Here is a 17,062-nt window from a genome sequence, read left to right on the forward strand (position 1 = left end):
TCAGCTCGTACGCGCGCTGGTTACCCGTCTCTTCTCGCGGACGTACACCTCGCGGCGCACCTTCGCCACGACGTCGCCGTCGCGATCGGTGATCTCGGTCTCGAACCACTCGAGCACCTTCTGGCCGCCGTGGGCTCGGTCACGGATCTGTTCCGCACGCTCCTTCGAGACGTGGAAGTGCGCCGTAAGCACCCCGCGGCCCGGTTTGAGGAACTCGATCTCGCCGCGGGTGTCCCACACGACGTAATCGCGTCCGAGTTGGTGCATCACGAGCATGAAGAAGTACGGGTCGGTCATCGCCGACATGGACCCGCCGAAGGCGGTCCCCACGTAGTTGCGGGTGAGGACGTTGACGTGCAGTTCGACCGTCGCGTGCGTCCAGTCGTCGCTGAACCGGCGGATGCGGATGCCGGTGAACAGGTTCGGGATCCACAGGCTCATGCCGAGCGCCAGACGACGCGGAGTGATCTTCATGATCTCAGTCTGGCGATCCGCTCCGTGCGCCCGAAAGTGTTTGCAGGGTTATCACAGTTGTTCTAGTAGTACTAGAATTAGTCACACAAGGAAAGGGGCGCCATGCTGATCAGAATCGACGCGGACAGCACGCGACCACTGTTCGAGCAGGTCGCGTCCTCTGTGCGCGGCGACATCCTCGCCGGACGCGTCGGGCCAGGCGATCGACTGCCCACAGCGCGCGACGTGGCAGAAGCGCTCGACATCAATCTGCACACGGTGCTGCGCGCCTACCAGCAGTTGCGCGACGAGGGTCTGGTCGACCTTCGACGCGGACGCGGTGCCGTGATCTCGGCATCCGCTGCTCCACTCGCGGAACTCGCCGGGGACGTCGCGGATCTCGTCCGCCGCGCAGCCTCTCTCGGAATCTCGTCCACAACTCTGGCCGCTCTGATCACAGAGGCCGTCGTCGTCACGGAGGTCGACTCATGAACACATCCGAACAGCGCCCCGCAGACCTGCGCCGCGCGCGGCGGGCTTTCCTCTTCGTCGGACTCGCGGCCCCTCTCGTGATCGCGGCCGCCGCGCTCGCCCCGATCCTCATCTGGCTCCCTGAGCTGCCCGACCGGGTCGTCACGCACTGGGGGCCCAACGGACCGGACGGCTTCGGCAGCCCCGACATGTACATCTGGCTTCAACTCATCGTCGGGCTCGGCGTCCCGCTGCTTCTGACGCTCCCCGTGCTCGGCCTGATGCGCGAGGCGTGGGGCATGACCTGCCGGCTTCTCGCAGCGGTGTCACTCGGCGCCTCCGTGCTGATCGCCTCGGCATCCGTCGGCTCCGTCGCCGTGCAGCGCGGCGGCGGTGACGGCGCGGGCATCGGCATCGTCATGGCGATCGGCTTCAGCGGGATGCTCGTGTTCGGGGTCGTCGGCTGGTTCCTGCAGCCGAACGTGACGATGTCACCTGCCACGCGCCGCGCCGTGCAGCTGGGCCTGGCGCCAGGGGAACGCGCCGCCTGGTTCGGAACGGCGGCCATGGGGCGACCCGGCGTCATCGGACTGGTGCTGGCGGTGCTGCTCCTGGCCGCCACGACCGCTTGGGTGTTCGTGATGGACGTCGGGGTCGGCTGGATCCTGGCAGCGGCGACGCTGCTCGTGATCGTGCTGATCGCCACGAGCCTCGTGTTCCGAGTCCGAGTGAGCGCCGAGGGGTTGCGGGTGCGGTCGATCGCCGGCTGGCCGCGCTGGAGCATCCCGGCATCGGACATCACCGACGTGCGCGCCGTGTCCGTCAACCCGATGGGCGACTTCGGCGGGTGGGGCGTGCGCATCGCGGTCGACGGTCGGATGGGGGTGGTCCTGCGTACAGGCGACGGTCTTCAGGTGACGCGCCGGAGCGGCCGCCGATTCGTCGTCACCGTCGACGATGCCGCGACCGCAGCCGCCGTTCTGTCCACTGCAGTGAAGGGAGTCAGCTCATGACCCGCATCCGCCCGATCGCCACCATCTCGTTCGTCATCCTGGCCCTGGGGCTCGCTTGGCTCGTCGCCCTGCCCCTGTGGATGGATGGCGGACTCGCGAGTCCGCTGTTCGGCGTTCTCGTCCCGCTGATGATGTTCACTCCGACGATCGCCGTCGTCATAGTGATGCTCGTGCTGCGTCCCGTGCCGGCGGGCGAGAGACTGCGATTCCTCGGCATGTGGCCGCTGCGCCCGGCGAAGCGCGTCGTCTGGATGATCGTCGTCGGCCTGTTCGCACCGCTCGTGCTCGTCGTGGCATCCGTCGCGGTGGCGGCGCTGTTCGGCTGGGTGCAGCTCGACCTCGTGCACTTCTCGGGCTACGCCGACGTGCTGGCGGAGGTCGCGCCTGCCGGTGCGCCCGTGCCGCCCGCCGGTCTCGCGATCCTGTCGCAGCTCGTGCTCATCCCGATCGCAGCCACGACCGTCAACGCCGTCGTCGCCTTCGGGGAGGAGCTCGGATGGCGGGGATTCCTCGTGCCGGCGCTCCGGCCGCTCGGCACCTGGCCCTCGTTACTGCTCAGCGGAGCGATCTGGGGCGTCTGGCACGCACCGATCATCCTGCTCGGCTACAACTTCGGTCGGTTCGACCTCACCGGCGTGCTGTTCATGACGGGCGGATGCATCGCCTGGGGCATCCTGCTGGGCTGGTTGCGCCTGCGCTCGGCGTCGGTGTGGCCCGCTGTCTTCGCGCACGGCATGATGAACGCGTCCGCCGCGCTCATCACGCTGCTCTACGCATCGGGCACGACCTTCGACATGGCGGTCGCAGGCTCCCTCGGCGTCGCCGGATGGATCGTCTGCGCCATCGCGGCCGTCGTGCTCGCAGTGACGGGCCAGTTCCGTCGGCAGCCGGAGCTCGCCGGAGCCCCAGGGCGGCTGCTCTCGCCGCCGCGCTCCTGAGCCTTGACGGCATCGACCGGGCGGGGTTGGGTGGAGCCATGGCCGAATCCACACCGGCGAACTGGCGCCGCACCGATGAGTTCCTCTCCGATCTGCTCGTCGGACACGACCCCGGTCTCGACGCGGCGCTCGCCGCGCAGCATGACGCCGGGCTTCCCGAGATCGAGGTCGCGCCGGTCAGCGGCAAGCTGCTGAACCTGCTCGCACGCTTCAGCGGCGCGCGGCGCGTGCTCGAGATCGGCACGCTGGGCGGCTACTCGACGATCTGGCTCGCGCGAGGCGTCGGCGACGGGGGAGAGGTCGTGACGATCGAGGCGGAGCCGGCGAACGCGGCGATCGCACGAACCAACATCGACGCAGCAGGAGTCGGCGATCGTGTGGCGATCCGCATCGGGCGCGCAGCAGACGTTCTCCCGACCCTCGAAGGCTCGGATCCGTTCGACCTCGTCTTCATCGACGCTGACAAGGAGTCGAACACGATCTACCTCGACTGGGCCGCACGTCTCGGTCAGTCCGGAACCGTCGTGATCGTCGACAACATCGGCCGTGAGGGCGAGATCGTCGACGACGACACGACCGACCCGATGGTGATCGGCACCCGCGACGGTCTGCGGATGCTGGCCGACGATCCGCGCTTCGACGCCACGGCGCTGCAGACCGTCGGGATCAAGGGCTGGGACGGCGTCGCGCTCGCTCTCGTCCTGTGACGGGCGGATGCCGCGCACTAGACTGGCGACGGATCGACGACGCTCCACACACCACCCTTTCTCTGAGCAAGGAGCACATACGTGGCACTCATCGAGGCTGTAGGCGCACGCGAGATTCTGGATTCCCGCGGCAACCCGACCGTCGAGGTGGAGGTGCTCCTCGACGACGGCATCGTCCAGCGGGCAGCTGTCCCCTCCGGCGCATCCACCGGCGCATTCGAGGCGTATGAGCTTCGTGACGGCGACAAGTCCCGCTACGGCGGCAAGGGCGTCCTGAAGGCCGTCGAGGCCATCATCGACGAGCTCGGCCCTGCGATCGAGGGCGTCGAGGCGAGCGAGCAGCGCATCGTCGACGAGATCCTCAACGAGACCGACGGCACCGAGAACAAGAAGCGCACCGGTGCGAACGCCATCCTGGGCGTGAGCCTCGCCGTGGCCAAGGCCGCCGCGGACAGCGCCGACCTGCCGCTGTACCGCTACCTCGGCGGACCGAACGCGCACGTTCTGCCCGTGCCGCTGTTCAACGTCATCAACGGCGGCGAGCACGCCGACAACGGCATCGACATGCAGGAGTTCTTCCTCGCCCCGATCGGCGCAGAGACGTACTCCGAGTCGCTCCGCTGGGGCGTCGAGACCTACCACGTGCTGCGCAGCGAGCTGAAGGCCGCCGGCTACGCCACCGGCCTCGGCGACGAGGGCGGTTTCGCCCCCGACCTGCCCAGCAACCGCGAGGGTCTCGAGTTCCTCATCAAGGCGATCGAGAAGGCCGGCTTCACCCCGGGCAAGGACATCGCCCTCGGCCTCGACGTCGCCGCCACCGAGTTCTTCAGCGACGGCGTGTACCGCCTCGACAACAAGGACTGGTCTGGCCCCGAGCTGATCGAGTACTACCAGGGTCTCGTCAATGACTTCCCGATCGTCACGATCGAAGACGCCCTCGCCGAGGACGACTGGGACAACTGGAAGCTCCTCACCGACGCGCTCGGCTCGAAGGTCCAGCTGGTCGGAGACGACCTGTTCGTCACCAACCCGCAGCGTCTCGCCGACGGCATCAAGCGCGGCGTCGCCAACTCGCTGCTGGTCAAGGTCAACCAGATCGGCACCCTGACCGAGACGTTCGACGCCGTCAGCCTCGCCCAGCGCTCCGGCTACACCGCCATGCTGTCGCACCGTTCGGGTGAGACCGAGGACACCACGATCGCCGACCTCGCCGTCGCTACGAACGCAGGTCAGATCAAGACCGGTGCGCCCGCTCGCAGCGAGCGCGTCGCGAAGTACAATCAGCTTCTGCGCATCGAGGAGGACCTCGCGGACGCCGCCGTGTTCGCGGGTCGCTCGGCGTTCCCCCGGTTCCAGGGCTGAATGCTGACGCAGCGCAGCTGAGACACGACAGAAGGGGGAACCATGGCCAGGCGTCCGGTTCCCCCTTCTCGTGTTCAGGCACCGTCTGTTGCACAGGCACAGCGTGCTCAGGCGGAGCGCGCATCCCGACGGCCTCAGGTCGACGTTCGCGACTGGGCTTCGGGCATCCGCCTGTCCGGATTCATGGTCATCATGCTCTCGCTGGTGATCCTGGGCGCTTGGGTCCTGGTGCCGACGCTCGGCACCTACATCGACCAGCGGCAGAAGATCGCGGCGCTCGAGGCATCGGTGCAGGTGAGTGCCGAGCAGATCGAGGAGCTCGAGCAGGTGCGTGAACGCTGGGACGACCCGGCGTACATCACCACGCAGGCGCGCGAGCGGCTGTACTACGTCAAACCCGGCGAGGTCGTGTACCTCGTGGACAACGATCTGGACCCGGCATCTCTTCCGCAGGAACAGGCGCCGGTGAGCGACGAACTGGAGGAGACGCCGGCGGACTGGATGCCGCAGCTGCTGCGCTCCGTCGCCGGTGCCGGGCTCGCTCAGAACGCCACGTCCGCGGAGTAGTCCACGGGTTTCCCAGGTGGGGCTCCCGTAGGCTGTGACGGTGACGACGCCCCCCTTCGCCCTGCCGACGCCTGCCGAGATCGACGTGGTGTCGGCGCAGCTCGGTCGCCGGGCGCGCGGCGTCGTCGGGATCGCCGCTCGGTGCGTCTGCGGGAATCCGACCGTGGTCGCCACCAGCCCCCGTCTCGATGACGGATCGCCGTTCCCGACGTTCTACTACCTCACCCATCCGGCGGCCACCGCGGCCATGTCGACGCTCGAGGCCACTCAGGTGATGCCAGAGCTCGCCGCGCTGCTGGAAGCGGACGAGACGGTCGCCGACGCCTATCGCGCGGCGCACGAGGCCTACCTGGCCGACCGTGCGCAGTTCGGTGAGGTGCCGGAGATCGACGGCATCTCCGCCGGTGGCATGCCCACGCGCGTGAAGTGCCTGCATGCACTCGCCGGACACGCGCTCGCCGCCGGCCCCGGCGTGAATCCGATCGGGGATGCCGCGCTCGAGCGCTCGAGCTGGTCGCCCGAGCGCTGCCAATGCGAGGATCCGGGAGCCGCGACGCGATGAGGTGGAAGGCGATGCTGCGAGGCACCGTCGCAGCGGTTGCGGTCGCGGCATCCGTTCTGCTCACCGGAGCGACGGCGACACCATCGCCGACGCCCACCCCGCCGATTCCCGACGACCCGACCGATCCGGTGCGGGCGCTGGAGTACTGGCTCGACGGCGCCGGCATCCGCGAAGCCTGGCAGACGACGCGGGGCAAGGGCGTGACGATCGCCGTCATCGACACCGGCATCGGCAAGGTGCCCTCGGTGTTCGGCGATGCTGTCGTCGGCGGCACCGACGTGTCGGGGAGCGGGTCGCCGGACGGACGCTCGCCCGTGGGCGTGGTCGACGGCGACCACGGCTCCTGGGTCGGGTCACTCGCGGCCGGGCGCGGCAAGACGGATGGCACCGGAATGATCGGCGTCGCGCCGGAGGCGAACCTGTTGTCGGTGTCGATCGGCTTCGGAGCATCGGCATCCGTCCCCTTCGTCGATCAGGTCGCGAAGGGCATCCGGTGGGCTGTCGACAACGGCGCGGACATCATCAACATGTCCTTCACGACGAACACGCTCGACTGGGATGAGAGCTGGGACGACGCGTTCCTGTACGCCTATGAGCACGACGTCGTGGTCGTGGTCGCTGCGGGCAACCGCGGCAGCGGCACGTCGATGATCGGTGCACCGGCGACGATCCCCGGCGTGCTGACCGTCGGCGGCGTCGACCAGACGGGGACAGCCAGCGTCGAAGCCTCGACGCAGGGCATCACGATCGGCATCTCTGCGCCCAGTGAGGGCCTTCTCGGCGTCTCGGCCGATGGCGAGCTGGCCTCCTGGCGCGGCACGAGTGGTGCGGCGCCCATCGTCGCCGGTGCCGCCGCTCTGATCCGGTCGGCTCACCCCGAATTGGATGCCGCGAACGTGATCAACCGCATCATCAAGACCGCGATCCCCGTCGAGGGCGTGACGGACCTGCCGGATCCGCTGTACGGATACGGCCTGCTCGATGCCGCCGCAGCGGTGAAGACGTCGCTGCCCCTGGTCGACAAGAATCCGATGGGCGATCTCGCCGAATGGGTGCGGCTCTACCGCCGCGCGGACGCGGCACCGGCCCCTGAGCCGGAGGTGAAACCGGCCGAGGTGCTGCCGCTGCCGGCCGCCGATCCGCCCAGCGAGCCCGGTTCTCCGCTGATTCCGAGTGCCGAGTCGCTGCGCTACGGTACTCTGCCGCTCTTGGTGCTCACAGTCCCTGGTATTCTGATTGCGCTAGGCGTCACCGCAGCTGCCCGGCGCATCCGATCGGCGCGCAAGCCAAGCACGCCAGCAGCCTGACGAGGAGTTGTCCTTCTGTGCCTGAGAACAGCACTGAGCGAGTGAACACTGTGCCTATGAACAGCAGCGTGCCCAAGATTCTGGTCGTCGGTGGCGGCTACGCAGGTTTCTACACGGCGTGGAAGCTCGAGAAGCACCTCCGCAAGGGCGAGGCAGAGGTCACCATGGTCGACCCGCTGCCCTACATGACCTACCAGCCGTTCCTGCCGGAGGTCGCGGCCGGCTCGATCGAGGCGCGTCATGCTGTCGTCGCTCACCGCCGTCACCTCAAGCGCACGAACGTCATCACCGCCAAGGTGACCGGCATCAACCACGCGAAGAAGGTCGCCACGATCACACCTCCGCTCGGTGAGTCGTACGAGTTCGAGTACGACCAGATCGTGGTCACCGCCGGTGCCGTGTCGCGCACGTTCCCGATCCCGGGCATCGCCGACAACGCGATCGGTCTGAAGACCATCGAAGAGGCCGTTGCGGTCCGCGACCGCCTCATGTCGAACTTCGACAAGGCCGCATCGCTGCCTGCGGGCCCCGAGCGCGACCGTCTGCTCACGGTCGTCGTCGTCGGTGGTGGCTTCGCCGGCATCGAGGCGTTCGCCGAGCTCCGCTCGCTCGCCTCGTCGCTGGTCGGCAAGTACCCGCAGCTGACCTTCGACGACACGCACTTCCACCTCATCGAGGCGATGGGGCGCATCATGCCCGAGGTTTCGCAGAAGACGAGCGAGTGGGTGCTCAAGGACCTCGCCAAGCGCGGCGCGTACGTGCACCTCGACACGCAGGTTCAGGGTGCAGAGGGCGGCAACGTAGCACTCTCCACCGGCGAGGTCATCCCGACCGACCTCATCATCTGGACCGCGGGCGTCATGGCGAATCCGACGGTGGTCCGCGGCGGCGACCTTCCCGCGGAGGAGCGCGGTCGCATCCAGACCCGTGCCGACCTCCGCGTCGGCACGCCAGAAGCCTTCGTCGAGGGCGCCTGGGCGGCCGGTGATGTCTCCGCCGTTCCCGATCTCTCGGGTGGCGGCGTGGGCGGCTACTGCGTCCCGAACGCACAGCACGCCGTTCGTCAGGCCAAGCGCCTCGCGAAGAACCTCACCGCGGTCCTGCGCGGCGAGGAGACCAAGGACTACTTCCACAAGAACCTCGGTGCCGTGGCCGGTCTCGGCCTCTACAACGGTGTCTTCCAGTCGGGCAACCTCGCGCTCAAGGGCTTCGTCGCCTGGGTCGCGCACCGCGGCTACCACGGCCTCGCGATGCCGACGTGGGAGCGCAAGTGGCGCGTCCTGTGGGGCTGGTGGAACAACCTGTGGCTGGGTCGCGACCTCGTGAACCTGCAGACCGTGCAGAACCCGCGCTACATCTTCGAGGAGTTCGCCGCGCGTCCGCGTCCGGCAGCGGATGCTGCTCCCGCGGCCAAGCCTGCTGACAAGCCCGCAGCCGCCAAGGCGACCGCGAAGAAGGCTCCGGCGAAGCCGTCCGTCTCGGCCGCCGAGGCTGCGAAGGCAGCCGCGAAGTAACGCGACAACGCAGAGACCGCCCTCTCCCGCATTCGGGAAGGGCGGTTTCTGCGTTCTCGAGGCGGTGCCCCCACTGGGACTCGAACCCAGACTGAAGCGATTTTAAGTCGCCTGCCTCTGCCATTGGGCTATGGGGGCATGACATCCTCAGCCTAGGGCGTCTCGAGACTCCGAGGTCGTATGGTGGGGGAGTGCTCGACCTCACCGCGCCGCCGACGTCCGCAGCCGATCGTGCCTGGGAGGACCCGTCGCGATGGTGGCCGCGTCTGACCGAGGCCACGGCTCACCTCCCTGCACCTGTCGGCGTGATCGATCTCGATGCGCTGCGCCACAACGCGATGGACATGCTCGTCCGCGCCGGCGGCATCCCGATCCGCGTGGCTTCCAAGTCGGTGCGGGTGCGTGCCGTGCTCGACGCCGTGCTGCGGATCCCCGGGTACCGCGGCATCCTGTCGTTCACGCTCGCCGAGGCGCTCTGGCTGGCCGAGACCCACGACGACATCGTCGTCGGCTATCCGACCGTCGACCGGGCGAGCCTGGAGCGGCTCGTGCACGACGAGGAGGCGGCATCCCGCATCACGCTCATGGTGGATGACGTCGCCCACCTCGACCTCGTGGACAGCATTGCTGCACCGGGCGACCGCGCCACAGTGAGGGTCGCGATCGACGCGGATGCGTCGTGGCGCTCATCGGCGCTCGGGCACATCGGCGTTCGCCGGTCGCCCCTGTTCACGGCATCCGACGTGACGCGCTTCGCGCGCACGATCGTCGCCCGGCCCGGGTTCGAGCTCGTCGGCCTGCAGATGTACGAGGCGCAGATCGCCGGTCAGGGCGACAACGGCCCTGATTCCCCCATCATCCGCACGGTGCAGGCACGTTCGCGCGCCGAACTCCGCACCCGACGAGCGGAGATCGCCGACGCGCTCACCGATATCGCACCGCTCGAGTTCCTCAACGGGGGCGGCACAGGATCTCTGGAGTTCACGGGCAGCGACGAGTCCGTGACCGAGGCGTCAGCCGGCAGCGGGCTGCTCGGCGGGCACCTCTTCGATGGCTACCGCTCGTTCCACCCCGCGCCGGCGAGTGCATTCGCATTCGACGTCGTGCGGCGACCGGCCGCCGACATCGCCACCGTCCTCGGCGGCGGATGGATCGCCTCCGGCCCCGCCGTCGCATCTCGCCAGCCGCGCGCGATCTGGCCCGAGGGACTGCGCACCATGCCGCGTGAGGCTGCGGGCGAGGTGCAGACGCCGCTGCAGGGTCGTGCGGCGGCTGGGCTCAGCGTCGGCGACCGTGTCTGGTTCCGGCACGCCAAGAGCGGTGAGCCGGCCGAGCGCATCGAGACGTACCACCTGGTCTCCGGCACCGAGGTAATCGATGAACTGCCGACCTACCGCGGCGAAGGGAAGACGTTCCTGTGACCAGACCCGGTGGCACCTGGCAGAACTGGGGCCGGTCGGCGACCGTGAAGCCCGCCAGCGTCGAACGACCGCGCAGCCCTGAGGGAGTGCAGCGCGCAGTGCGAGCCGCGATCGCCCACAACCTGCCCATCAAGGCTGTCGGTGCCGGTCACAGCTTCACCGGCATCGCCGTCGCACCCGGTGTGCTGCTCGAACTCGACGACATGCAGGGGCTGGTCTCGGTTGACGCCGAGCAGTCCAGGGTGACGCTGTTCGCCGGCACCCGGCTGCACAGGATTCCGCGGCTGCTCGCGCCGCACGGCCTCGCGATGCAGAACCTCGGGGACATCGACCGTCAGTCGATCGCCGGCGCCATCTCCACCGGAACGCACGGCACCGGTGCCGGGTTCGGCGGCCTGGCCACCCAGGTCGTCGCGGCCACGCTGATCACGGGCGACGGCGAGTTCCTGCGTGTCAGCGAGACGGAGAACGCCGAACTGCTGCCCGCCGTGGCGCTCGGGCTCGGGGCTCTCGGCATCCTCGTCGAGGTGACCCTCCAGTGCGTGCCGGCCTTCGTCATGCACGCGATCGACGAGCCGGCACCGCTCGATGAGGTGCTCGAGACGCTCGACGAGCGGGTCGCGGCATCCGACCATTTCGAGTTCTACTGGTTCCCGCACACCGAGGTCGCCCTCACGAAGCGCCAGACGCGTCTGCCGGAGTCCGCCCCGCGCCGCCCGCTGCCGAAGCTGGGGCGCTGGATCGACGAGTCGCTTCTCTCCAACGGCGTCTACCGGGTCGTGTGCGCCGCCGGTCAGATCGCACCCGTCATCACGCCCCCGTTCAGCCGGCTGGCCGTGAAGCTCACCGGCGATCGCGAGTACATCGACCGCTCGCACACGGTGCTCACCCAGAACAGGACGGTGCGATTCCGCGAGATGGAGTACGCACTCCCCGCCGAGAACATCGCTCCGGCGTTCCGGGAGGTGCAGGCGCTCATCCGCCGACGAGGATGGAAGATCGAGTTCCCGATCGAGGTGCGCTTCGCCGCATCCGACGATCTCTGGCTCTCCACCGCGCACGGCAGAGCGAGCGGATACATCGCGGTCCACCGCTACTGGCGCGCAGACCCGACCGAGTACTTCGAGGCGGTCGAACAGATCTGCCTCGAGCACGGCGGCCGGCCGCACTGGGGCAAGCTGCACACGCTGGACGCCGCCCGGCTGCGCGAACGCTACCCGCGGTTCGATGACTTCACGGCGCTGCGCGATCGCCTCGATCCTGCTCGCCGATTCGCCAACACATACCTGGATCGCGTGCTCGGTGAGTGACCCGATCCCCAGTGCACACGCAGGGTGCCTGGATAGGATGAAAGAAATTCGCTCCGAGGGGGTTGCCTGAGATGGAATGGCTCATTCCGGTACTGATCGTCGTCGCCGTCGTGGTGCTGATCGGCATCTATCTCTGGGCGACGTACAACTCCCTCGTGCAGCTGAACGTCCGCGTCGATGAGGCCTGGAGCGGCATCACGGTGCAACTGAAGCGACGAGCCGATCTCATCCCCAACCTCATCGAGACGGTCAAGGGATACGCCTCGCACGAGAAGGCCGTGTTCGAGAACGTGACGCGCGCTCGGGCCGAGACACTCGCAGCCACCAGTCCAGGGGAGGCGGGCATCGCCGAGGGCCATCTGCAGCAGGCGCTGAAGAGCCTGTTCGCCGTCGCCGAGGCGTACCCGCAGCTGCAGGCGAGCCAGAACTTCCTGCAGGTGCAGCACGCGCTGGTCGACACCGAGGACAAGATCCAGGCCGCACGTCGCTTCTACAACGGCGGTGTGCGCGAGTTGAACACGAAGATCAAGGTCTTCCCGAACAACCTGTTCGCCCGCAGCCTCGGCTTCACCGAGCGCGAGTTCTTCGAGGTCGCCGACGGCGCGGCGATCGCCGAGCCGCCGCGCGTGCAATTCTGATCGAGACGGTCACCAGGCCGACAGCACGACCCCGGCGTTCTTGACCGTCACATCGCCGCGGAGCATCCAGTTCTCCGTGCGATAGGTCAGTGACTTCGTGGCGCCGTCGATGCCCGTTCCGGTGACGGTCGCGACGAGGATGCCGTCGTCCGCGCGGAACGTCGGAGGCGTCACCGTCAGGGTCGGCGGCGCTTCGACGCGGTACCGGATGCCGTCGACCTCAGCGAAGTCGGCAGCCCAGGGGAGTCGGATGCCGCAGCCCTTCGACACCTCGGTCGACGGCTGCGCGCAGGTCTCCACGAGGGCGTCGAACGGCCGCCGCGCGAGAGCGCTCAACTGGTCATCGGTGAGCTCGGACGCCACCCCTGAGCCGGCTCGCGGCGCTGTCGAATCGCCCTCTCGCGGCCACAGCGCGATCACGACGACAGCGACGACGATGAGTGCGACGACGATGATCGCCGCGACGCCGACGCGCGCCCTCCTGGTCACGCCTGACGCTGCCGATCGTGCACGTGCCGCAGCACGCCGCCGCGATTGATGTGCAGAGCAGCGGCCACGGCATCCGAGGCATCGCCCCACCCGGAGACGGAGATGTTCTCCAGGCCCTGCCAGGAAGCCGCCAGAGCGAGCTCGTCGGCGATCGCGTCGGCGTCGCCGGGCCGCGCCTGCGGCTCCCACCAGGCCGACTGCACCTGCAGCGTCGAGGAAGCCCGTTCCGACTTCAGATCGATGCGCGCGACGATCCGGTCGCCGACGAGCACGGGCAGGGAGTAGTACCCGTAGCGGCGTTTCTCCGCCGGCACGTAGATCTCGATCCGGTAGTCGAGATCGAACGCGCGCAACGCGCGATCACGGAACCATACGACCGGGTCGAACGGCGTGAGGATGGCTGCGGCATCCACTCGTCGGGGCACGACGGCCTCGCGATGGATCCATGCCGGAACCGGCCGACCGCCCCGCTCCCAGCCGCGCACCTGGACCGGCTGCAGATCGCCGGCATCGACCAGATCGTCGATCGCCTGACGAATCGAGACGCGATCACGGACACGGTAGTAGTCGGCCAGGTCGGACTCCGTCGCCACGCCCTGAGATCGTGCGGCTCGATGGACGAGCTCGCGGATGGCATCCTGCCGCGGCACCTCGCGTGAGCGTACATCGGCCGGGATCACCTGCTCCTCCAGCGCGTACAGCCGCTCGAACCCGCGTCGACCGCTGATCGCGACGTCTCCGGTGCGCCACAGATGCTCGAGCGCCAGCTTCACCTCGTCCCAGTCCCACCAGGTGCCGCGCTCCCGCGGCGCGTCGGCACGCAGCTCGGCCGGCCGCAGAGGCCCGCGATCGCGCAGCTCGTCCTGCACCCACGAGAGCGTGCGCGAGTTCTGGCTCACCCACGAATCGGGCGCGGCCCAGCGCCGTCGGAAGTCGTCCATGCGGAACCGCCACAGCGACCAGTCATCGACGGGGACGAACGTCGCCTCGTGCGCGAGGTATTCGACGTAGTGCGTCGTGCGCGACATGAACACGCGGTCGAGCAGTGCAGGGTCGTAGGCACCCAGGCGCGAGAAGAGCGGCAGGTAGTGACTGCGGGCGAAGACGTTCACGGAGTCGATCTGCAGCACACCGAGCCGCTCCATGGCTCGGTGCACGTGGCGCGCGGAGACCTGAGCCACCGGACGCCGACGAGTGAACCCCTGGGCGGCCAGGGCGACGCGACGAGCCTGGGCGGCGCTGAGTGTCTCTGGCACCCGGTCAGCGTACCGCCCGCCTCCGACATGGGCGGATGGCGTGCGTCACAGCATCCCCACAGCGCCGCAACTAGACTTGGCCCATGACGGACGAGCAGCGCCCCCGCAAGCGCGATCTTCTGTGGGGTCGCATGCCGACGGACCGCACGGTGTCCACCGAGGCGGACAACACCGTTCCGCTCTCGCTGCGTGTCGGGGCGGCCTACGCCTGGCGGCTGCTCCTGATCGCCGCCGCTGCCGGCGTCATCATCTGGATCGTCATCCAGCTCAAGCTCCTGGTCATCCCGCTGCTCATCGGCATCCTCATCACCGCGCTGCTCTGGCCCGCGTTCGAGTGGATGCTCCGGCACCGGTTCCCGCGCTGGCTCGCCATCGTCATCGCTCTGCTCGGTACGGTCGCGATCGTCACCGGGCTCATGTGGCTGGTCGGCTGGCAGGTCGCCCGCGAATGGTCCGAGGTCCAATCGCGCACGGTCGCCGCGGTCGAGGAGTTCCGGAAGTACCTCATCGACGGCCCGCTCCACCTCACCGAGACGCAGATCCAGGACTACCTCGATCAGGGCTGGGCCCTCATCCAGCAGCAGGCCGAGCTCCTCTGGTCGGGTGCCCTGGCGATCGGCAGTACCGCAGGGCACGTCGTGGTCGGCGCTCTGCTGACCCTGTTCGTCCTCATCTGCCTGCTCGCCGACGGCGGCGGCATCTGGAGATGGACCACCAAGCTCTTCCCGCGTGACGCGCGCCCCGCGGTCGACGCGTCGGCCCGCAGCGGCTGGCGAACAGTCGTCAACTACGCCAAGACGCAGCTGCTCGTGGCGACGATCGATTCGATCGGCATCGGCCTCGGAGCGTTCCTGCTCGGGGTTCCGCTCGCCATCCCCGTCGCGGTGCTCGTCTTCCTCGGTGCGTTCATCCCGATCGTCGGAGCCGTCGCCACCGGTACGGTCGCCGTCTTCCTCGCGCTGGTCTACAACGACCCGTGGAACGCGTTCTGGATGCTGGTCGTCGTCATCGGCGTTCAGCAAATCGAGGGCCACATCCTGCAGCCGATCCTGATGGGGTCGGCCGTGAAGGTGCATCCGCTGGCCGTCGTCCTCGTCGTCGCCGGCGGGTCGATGATCGCAGGCATCCCCGGTGCGCTGTTCGCCGTCCCGCTGGCCGCATTCGTGAACGTCGTCGCGGTGACGCTGAGCACCGGCTCGTGGCGCACCGGCAGACAACCAGCCGGTGATCTCATCTGGAGTACAGTGCCGCGCGAGCGGCGACGGAGGAATACATGAGCGCAGTCCCCACCCTGGCAGAGTTCGAAGAGGCCGCACGGGGGCTGGAGCGCGTGATCTCCCACACGCCCACGCTGCCGTCCAGGGCGCTGTCCGACATCCTCGGGTCTCCCGTCGTCCTCAAGATGGAGAACCTCCAGCGCACCGGATCGTTCAAGATCCGCGGCGCGGGGCACCGCCTCGCGCAGCTCACCGAGGAGGAGCGCTCGCACGGCGTGGTCGCGGCATCCGCCGGCAACCACGCGCAGGGCGTCGCGCTCGCGGCTCAAGCCCTCGGCATCCCCGCGACGATCTTCATGCCGCTTGGCGTCCCGGTTCCGAAGCTTCTCGCGACGCGCGGCTATGGCGCGGAAGTCGTCCTCGAGGGCGAGACCGTCGCGACGTCCCTGCGCCTCGCCGCGGAGTTCGCCGAGCGCACCGGCGCGATCATGATCCATCCGTTCGACCACCGGGACATCGTGATCGGGCAGGGAACGCTCGGGATCGAACTGATCGAGGACGCTCCTGATGTCGACACGATCCTCGTCGGCATCGGCGGGGGCGGTCTCATCGCCGGAGTCGCCACCGCAGCCAAGGCCGCAGCGGCCCGGCTCGGTCGCACGATCCGCGTGATCGGTGTGCAGGCCGAGAACGCCGCCGCCGTCGCCCCGTCGCTGGAGGCCGGGCATCCGGTCGAGATCGTCACGCACCCGACGATCGCCGACGGCATCCTCGTCGCGAAGCCCGGCGACGTGCCGTTCGAGATCATCCAGGACCTCGTCGACGAGGTCGTGACGGTCAGCGACGACGACATCGCGCGTGCCATCCTCGTGCTCCTCGAGCAGGCGAAGGTCGTGGTCGAGCCCGCTGGGGCTGTCGGCGTCGCAGCGATCCTCGCGGGCAAGGTGAAGGACACCGGCAACACCCTCGCGGTTCTCACCGGCGGCAACATCGACCCGCTGCTGCTGCAGCGCGTGGTCTCGCACGGTCTTGCGGCATCCGGTCGCTATCTGACCGTCCGCATCCCGCTGCCTGATCGTCCTGGCCAGCTCGCTCGCGTGTCAGAACTCGTCGCCCAGGCTGGCGCGAACGTCATGGAGGTCATGCACACCCGCCACGGTCAGGGGCTGCAGATCAGCGAGGTCAGCCTGCAGCTGAGCATCGAGACGCGCGGCGCTGAGCACACGGAGCTCACGCTCGACACGCTCCGCCAAGCCGGCTACGACCCCATCGTCGTCCCCGACTGACCCGCGCCGTACGCGAATGGCCCCTCCGCACGGAGGGGCCATTCGGAGTTTCGGAGCCCGTCAGCCGGAGTACGTCTCGACGCCGGTGACCTCGACCGAGATCGACTTGCCGCTGGGCGCCTCGTACGACGTCTTCTCGCCGATCTTGAGCCCGAGAATGGCCTGGCCGAGCGGACTCGCCTCGCTGTAGACGTCGAGGTCGGTGCCGCCGGCGATCTCGCGGCTGCCGAGCAGGAACTGCTCCTCGCCGCCTGCGACGAGCGCGGTGACGACGGTTCCCGGTTCGACGATGCCGCGACTGGCCGGAGCCTCTCCGACCTTGGCGGTCTTCAGGAGCTGCTCGAGCGTGCGGATGCGCGCCTCCTGCTTGCCCTGCTCGTCCTTCGCGGCGTGATAGCCGCCGTTCTCCTTGAGGTCGCCTTCTTCACGGGCCGCTTCGATGCGCTTGGCGATCTCATCGCGACCGACGGTGGAGAGGTGCTCGAGCTCGGCGACGAGCCGATCGTAGGCTTCCTGCGTGAGGAACGGGACCTGAGCGTCTGTGGACACAG

The 17,062-nt window shown here is 68.6% G+C and carries 18 protein-coding genes and 1 tRNA gene; 14 read left to right on the top strand and 5 right to left on the bottom strand.

What is annotated here, in order from left to right:
- Positions 1-474 carry a DUF4442 domain-containing protein gene (locus tag LQZ87_RS03400; protein WP_230102055.1) on the bottom strand — a complete coding sequence of 158 codons (474 nt, stop codon included), beginning with the start codon at positions 472-474 and terminating at the stop codon, positions 1-3.
- Positions 475-576: 102 nt separating this feature from the next.
- Between LQZ87_RS03400 and LQZ87_RS03405 the strand changes: the two genes are divergently transcribed.
- The 9 genes from LQZ87_RS03405 to LQZ87_RS03445 all read left to right on the top strand — a co-directional run bounded on the left by LQZ87_RS03405 (position 577) and on the right by LQZ87_RS03445 (position 8,894).
- On the top strand, positions 577-945 hold the full coding sequence (locus LQZ87_RS03405; protein ID WP_230102056.1) for a GntR family transcriptional regulator: 369 nt from the start codon (positions 577-579) through the stop codon (positions 943-945).
- Positions 942-1,937 (top strand): DUF1648 domain-containing protein, encoded by a 996-nt coding sequence (locus tag LQZ87_RS03410; protein WP_230102057.1) that lies wholly within the window; start codon positions 942-944, stop codon positions 1,935-1,937. The genes LQZ87_RS03405 and LQZ87_RS03410 overlap by 4 nt, the downstream gene beginning before the upstream one ends.
- Positions 1,934-2,875 carry a CPBP family intramembrane glutamic endopeptidase gene (locus LQZ87_RS03415; RefSeq protein WP_230102058.1) on the top strand — a complete coding sequence of 314 codons (942 nt, stop codon included), beginning with the start codon at positions 1,934-1,936 and terminating at the stop codon, positions 2,873-2,875. Before LQZ87_RS03410 ends, LQZ87_RS03415 begins: the two co-directional genes overlap by 4 nt.
- Positions 2,876-2,913: 38 nt before the next feature.
- Positions 2,914-3,582, top strand: coding sequence for an O-methyltransferase (locus tag LQZ87_RS03420; RefSeq protein WP_230102059.1), 669 nt, complete (start codon positions 2,914-2,916; stop codon positions 3,580-3,582).
- 81 nt (positions 3,583-3,663) lie between these two features.
- Entirely contained in the window at positions 3,664-4,944 is a 1,281-nt protein-coding gene (eno, locus tag LQZ87_RS03425) for a phosphopyruvate hydratase (protein ID WP_230102060.1), read from the top strand.
- Between the two features lie 42 nt (positions 4,945-4,986).
- Entirely contained in the window at positions 4,987-5,511 is a 525-nt protein-coding gene (locus tag LQZ87_RS03430) for a septum formation initiator family protein (RefSeq protein ID WP_230102061.1), read from the top strand.
- Between the two features lie 40 nt (positions 5,512-5,551).
- The gene (locus LQZ87_RS03435) at positions 5,552-6,073 is read left to right on the top strand and encodes a DUF501 domain-containing protein (protein WP_230102062.1); all 522 of its coding nucleotides are present in this window, start codon (positions 5,552-5,554) and stop codon (positions 6,071-6,073) included.
- 11 nt (positions 6,074-6,084) lie between these two features.
- Positions 6,085-7,380, top strand: coding sequence for a S8 family serine peptidase (locus LQZ87_RS03440; protein WP_230102063.1), 1,296 nt, complete (start codon positions 6,085-6,087; stop codon positions 7,378-7,380).
- Positions 7,381-7,436: 56 nt separating this feature from the next.
- Positions 7,437-8,894 (top strand): FAD-dependent oxidoreductase, encoded by a 1,458-nt coding sequence (locus LQZ87_RS03445; protein ID WP_230102064.1) that lies wholly within the window; start codon positions 7,437-7,439, stop codon positions 8,892-8,894.
- Positions 8,895-8,959: 65 nt separating this feature from the next.
- Here the strand turns inward: LQZ87_RS03445 and LQZ87_RS03450 are convergent.
- A tRNA-Leu gene (locus LQZ87_RS03450) sits at positions 8,960-9,032 on the bottom strand.
- Between the two features lie 53 nt (positions 9,033-9,085).
- Here LQZ87_RS03450 and LQZ87_RS03455 point away from each other — a divergent pair.
- The 3 genes from LQZ87_RS03455 (at position 9,086) to LQZ87_RS03465 (ending at position 12,263) form a co-directional block, all read left to right on the top strand.
- Positions 9,086-10,315 (top strand): alanine racemase, encoded by a 1,230-nt coding sequence (locus LQZ87_RS03455; protein WP_230102065.1) that lies wholly within the window; start codon positions 9,086-9,088, stop codon positions 10,313-10,315.
- A complete protein-coding gene (locus tag LQZ87_RS03460) occupies positions 10,312-11,625 on the top strand; it encodes a D-arabinono-1,4-lactone oxidase (RefSeq protein ID WP_230102066.1) in 1,314 nt (437 codons plus the stop codon). Before LQZ87_RS03455 ends, LQZ87_RS03460 begins: the two co-directional genes overlap by 4 nt.
- 71 nt (positions 11,626-11,696) lie before the next feature.
- On the top strand, positions 11,697-12,263 hold the full coding sequence (locus tag LQZ87_RS03465) for a LemA family protein (RefSeq protein ID WP_230102067.1): 567 nt from the start codon (positions 11,697-11,699) through the stop codon (positions 12,261-12,263).
- A gap of 9 nt (positions 12,264-12,272) precedes the next feature.
- On the opposite strand, the gene LQZ87_RS03470 is transcribed toward LQZ87_RS03465, so the two are convergent.
- Positions 12,273-12,752, bottom strand: coding sequence for a hypothetical protein (locus LQZ87_RS03470; protein WP_230102068.1), 480 nt, complete (start codon positions 12,750-12,752; stop codon positions 12,273-12,275).
- On the bottom strand, positions 12,749-14,008 hold the full coding sequence (locus LQZ87_RS03475; RefSeq protein WP_230102069.1) for a crosslink repair DNA glycosylase YcaQ family protein: 1,260 nt from the start codon (positions 14,006-14,008) through the stop codon (positions 12,749-12,751). Before LQZ87_RS03475 ends, LQZ87_RS03470 begins: the two co-directional genes overlap by 4 nt.
- Before the next feature lie 83 nt (positions 14,009-14,091).
- Here LQZ87_RS03475 and LQZ87_RS03480 point away from each other — a divergent pair, with 83 nt between their 5' ends.
- Positions 14,092-15,285 carry an AI-2E family transporter gene (locus LQZ87_RS03480; protein ID WP_230102070.1) on the top strand — a complete coding sequence of 398 codons (1,194 nt, stop codon included), beginning with the start codon at positions 14,092-14,094 and terminating at the stop codon, positions 15,283-15,285.
- The gene (ilvA, locus tag LQZ87_RS03485; RefSeq protein ID WP_230102071.1) at positions 15,282-16,511 is read left to right on the top strand and encodes a threonine ammonia-lyase; all 1,230 of its coding nucleotides are present in this window, start codon (positions 15,282-15,284) and stop codon (positions 16,509-16,511) included. Before LQZ87_RS03480 ends, ilvA begins: the two co-directional genes overlap by 4 nt.
- 60 nt (positions 16,512-16,571) lie before the next feature.
- Here the strand turns inward: ilvA and greA are convergent, their stop codons facing one another.
- Positions 16,572-17,060 carry a transcription elongation factor GreA gene (greA, locus tag LQZ87_RS03490; protein ID WP_230102072.1) on the bottom strand — a complete coding sequence of 163 codons (489 nt, stop codon included), beginning with the start codon at positions 17,058-17,060 and terminating at the stop codon, positions 16,572-16,574.
- Positions 17,061-17,062: the final 2 nt, after the last annotated feature.

Source organism: Microbacterium sp. Bi121 (genome assembly GCF_918698005.1).
GTDB lineage: Bacteria > Actinomycetota > Actinomycetes > Actinomycetales > Microbacteriaceae > Microbacterium.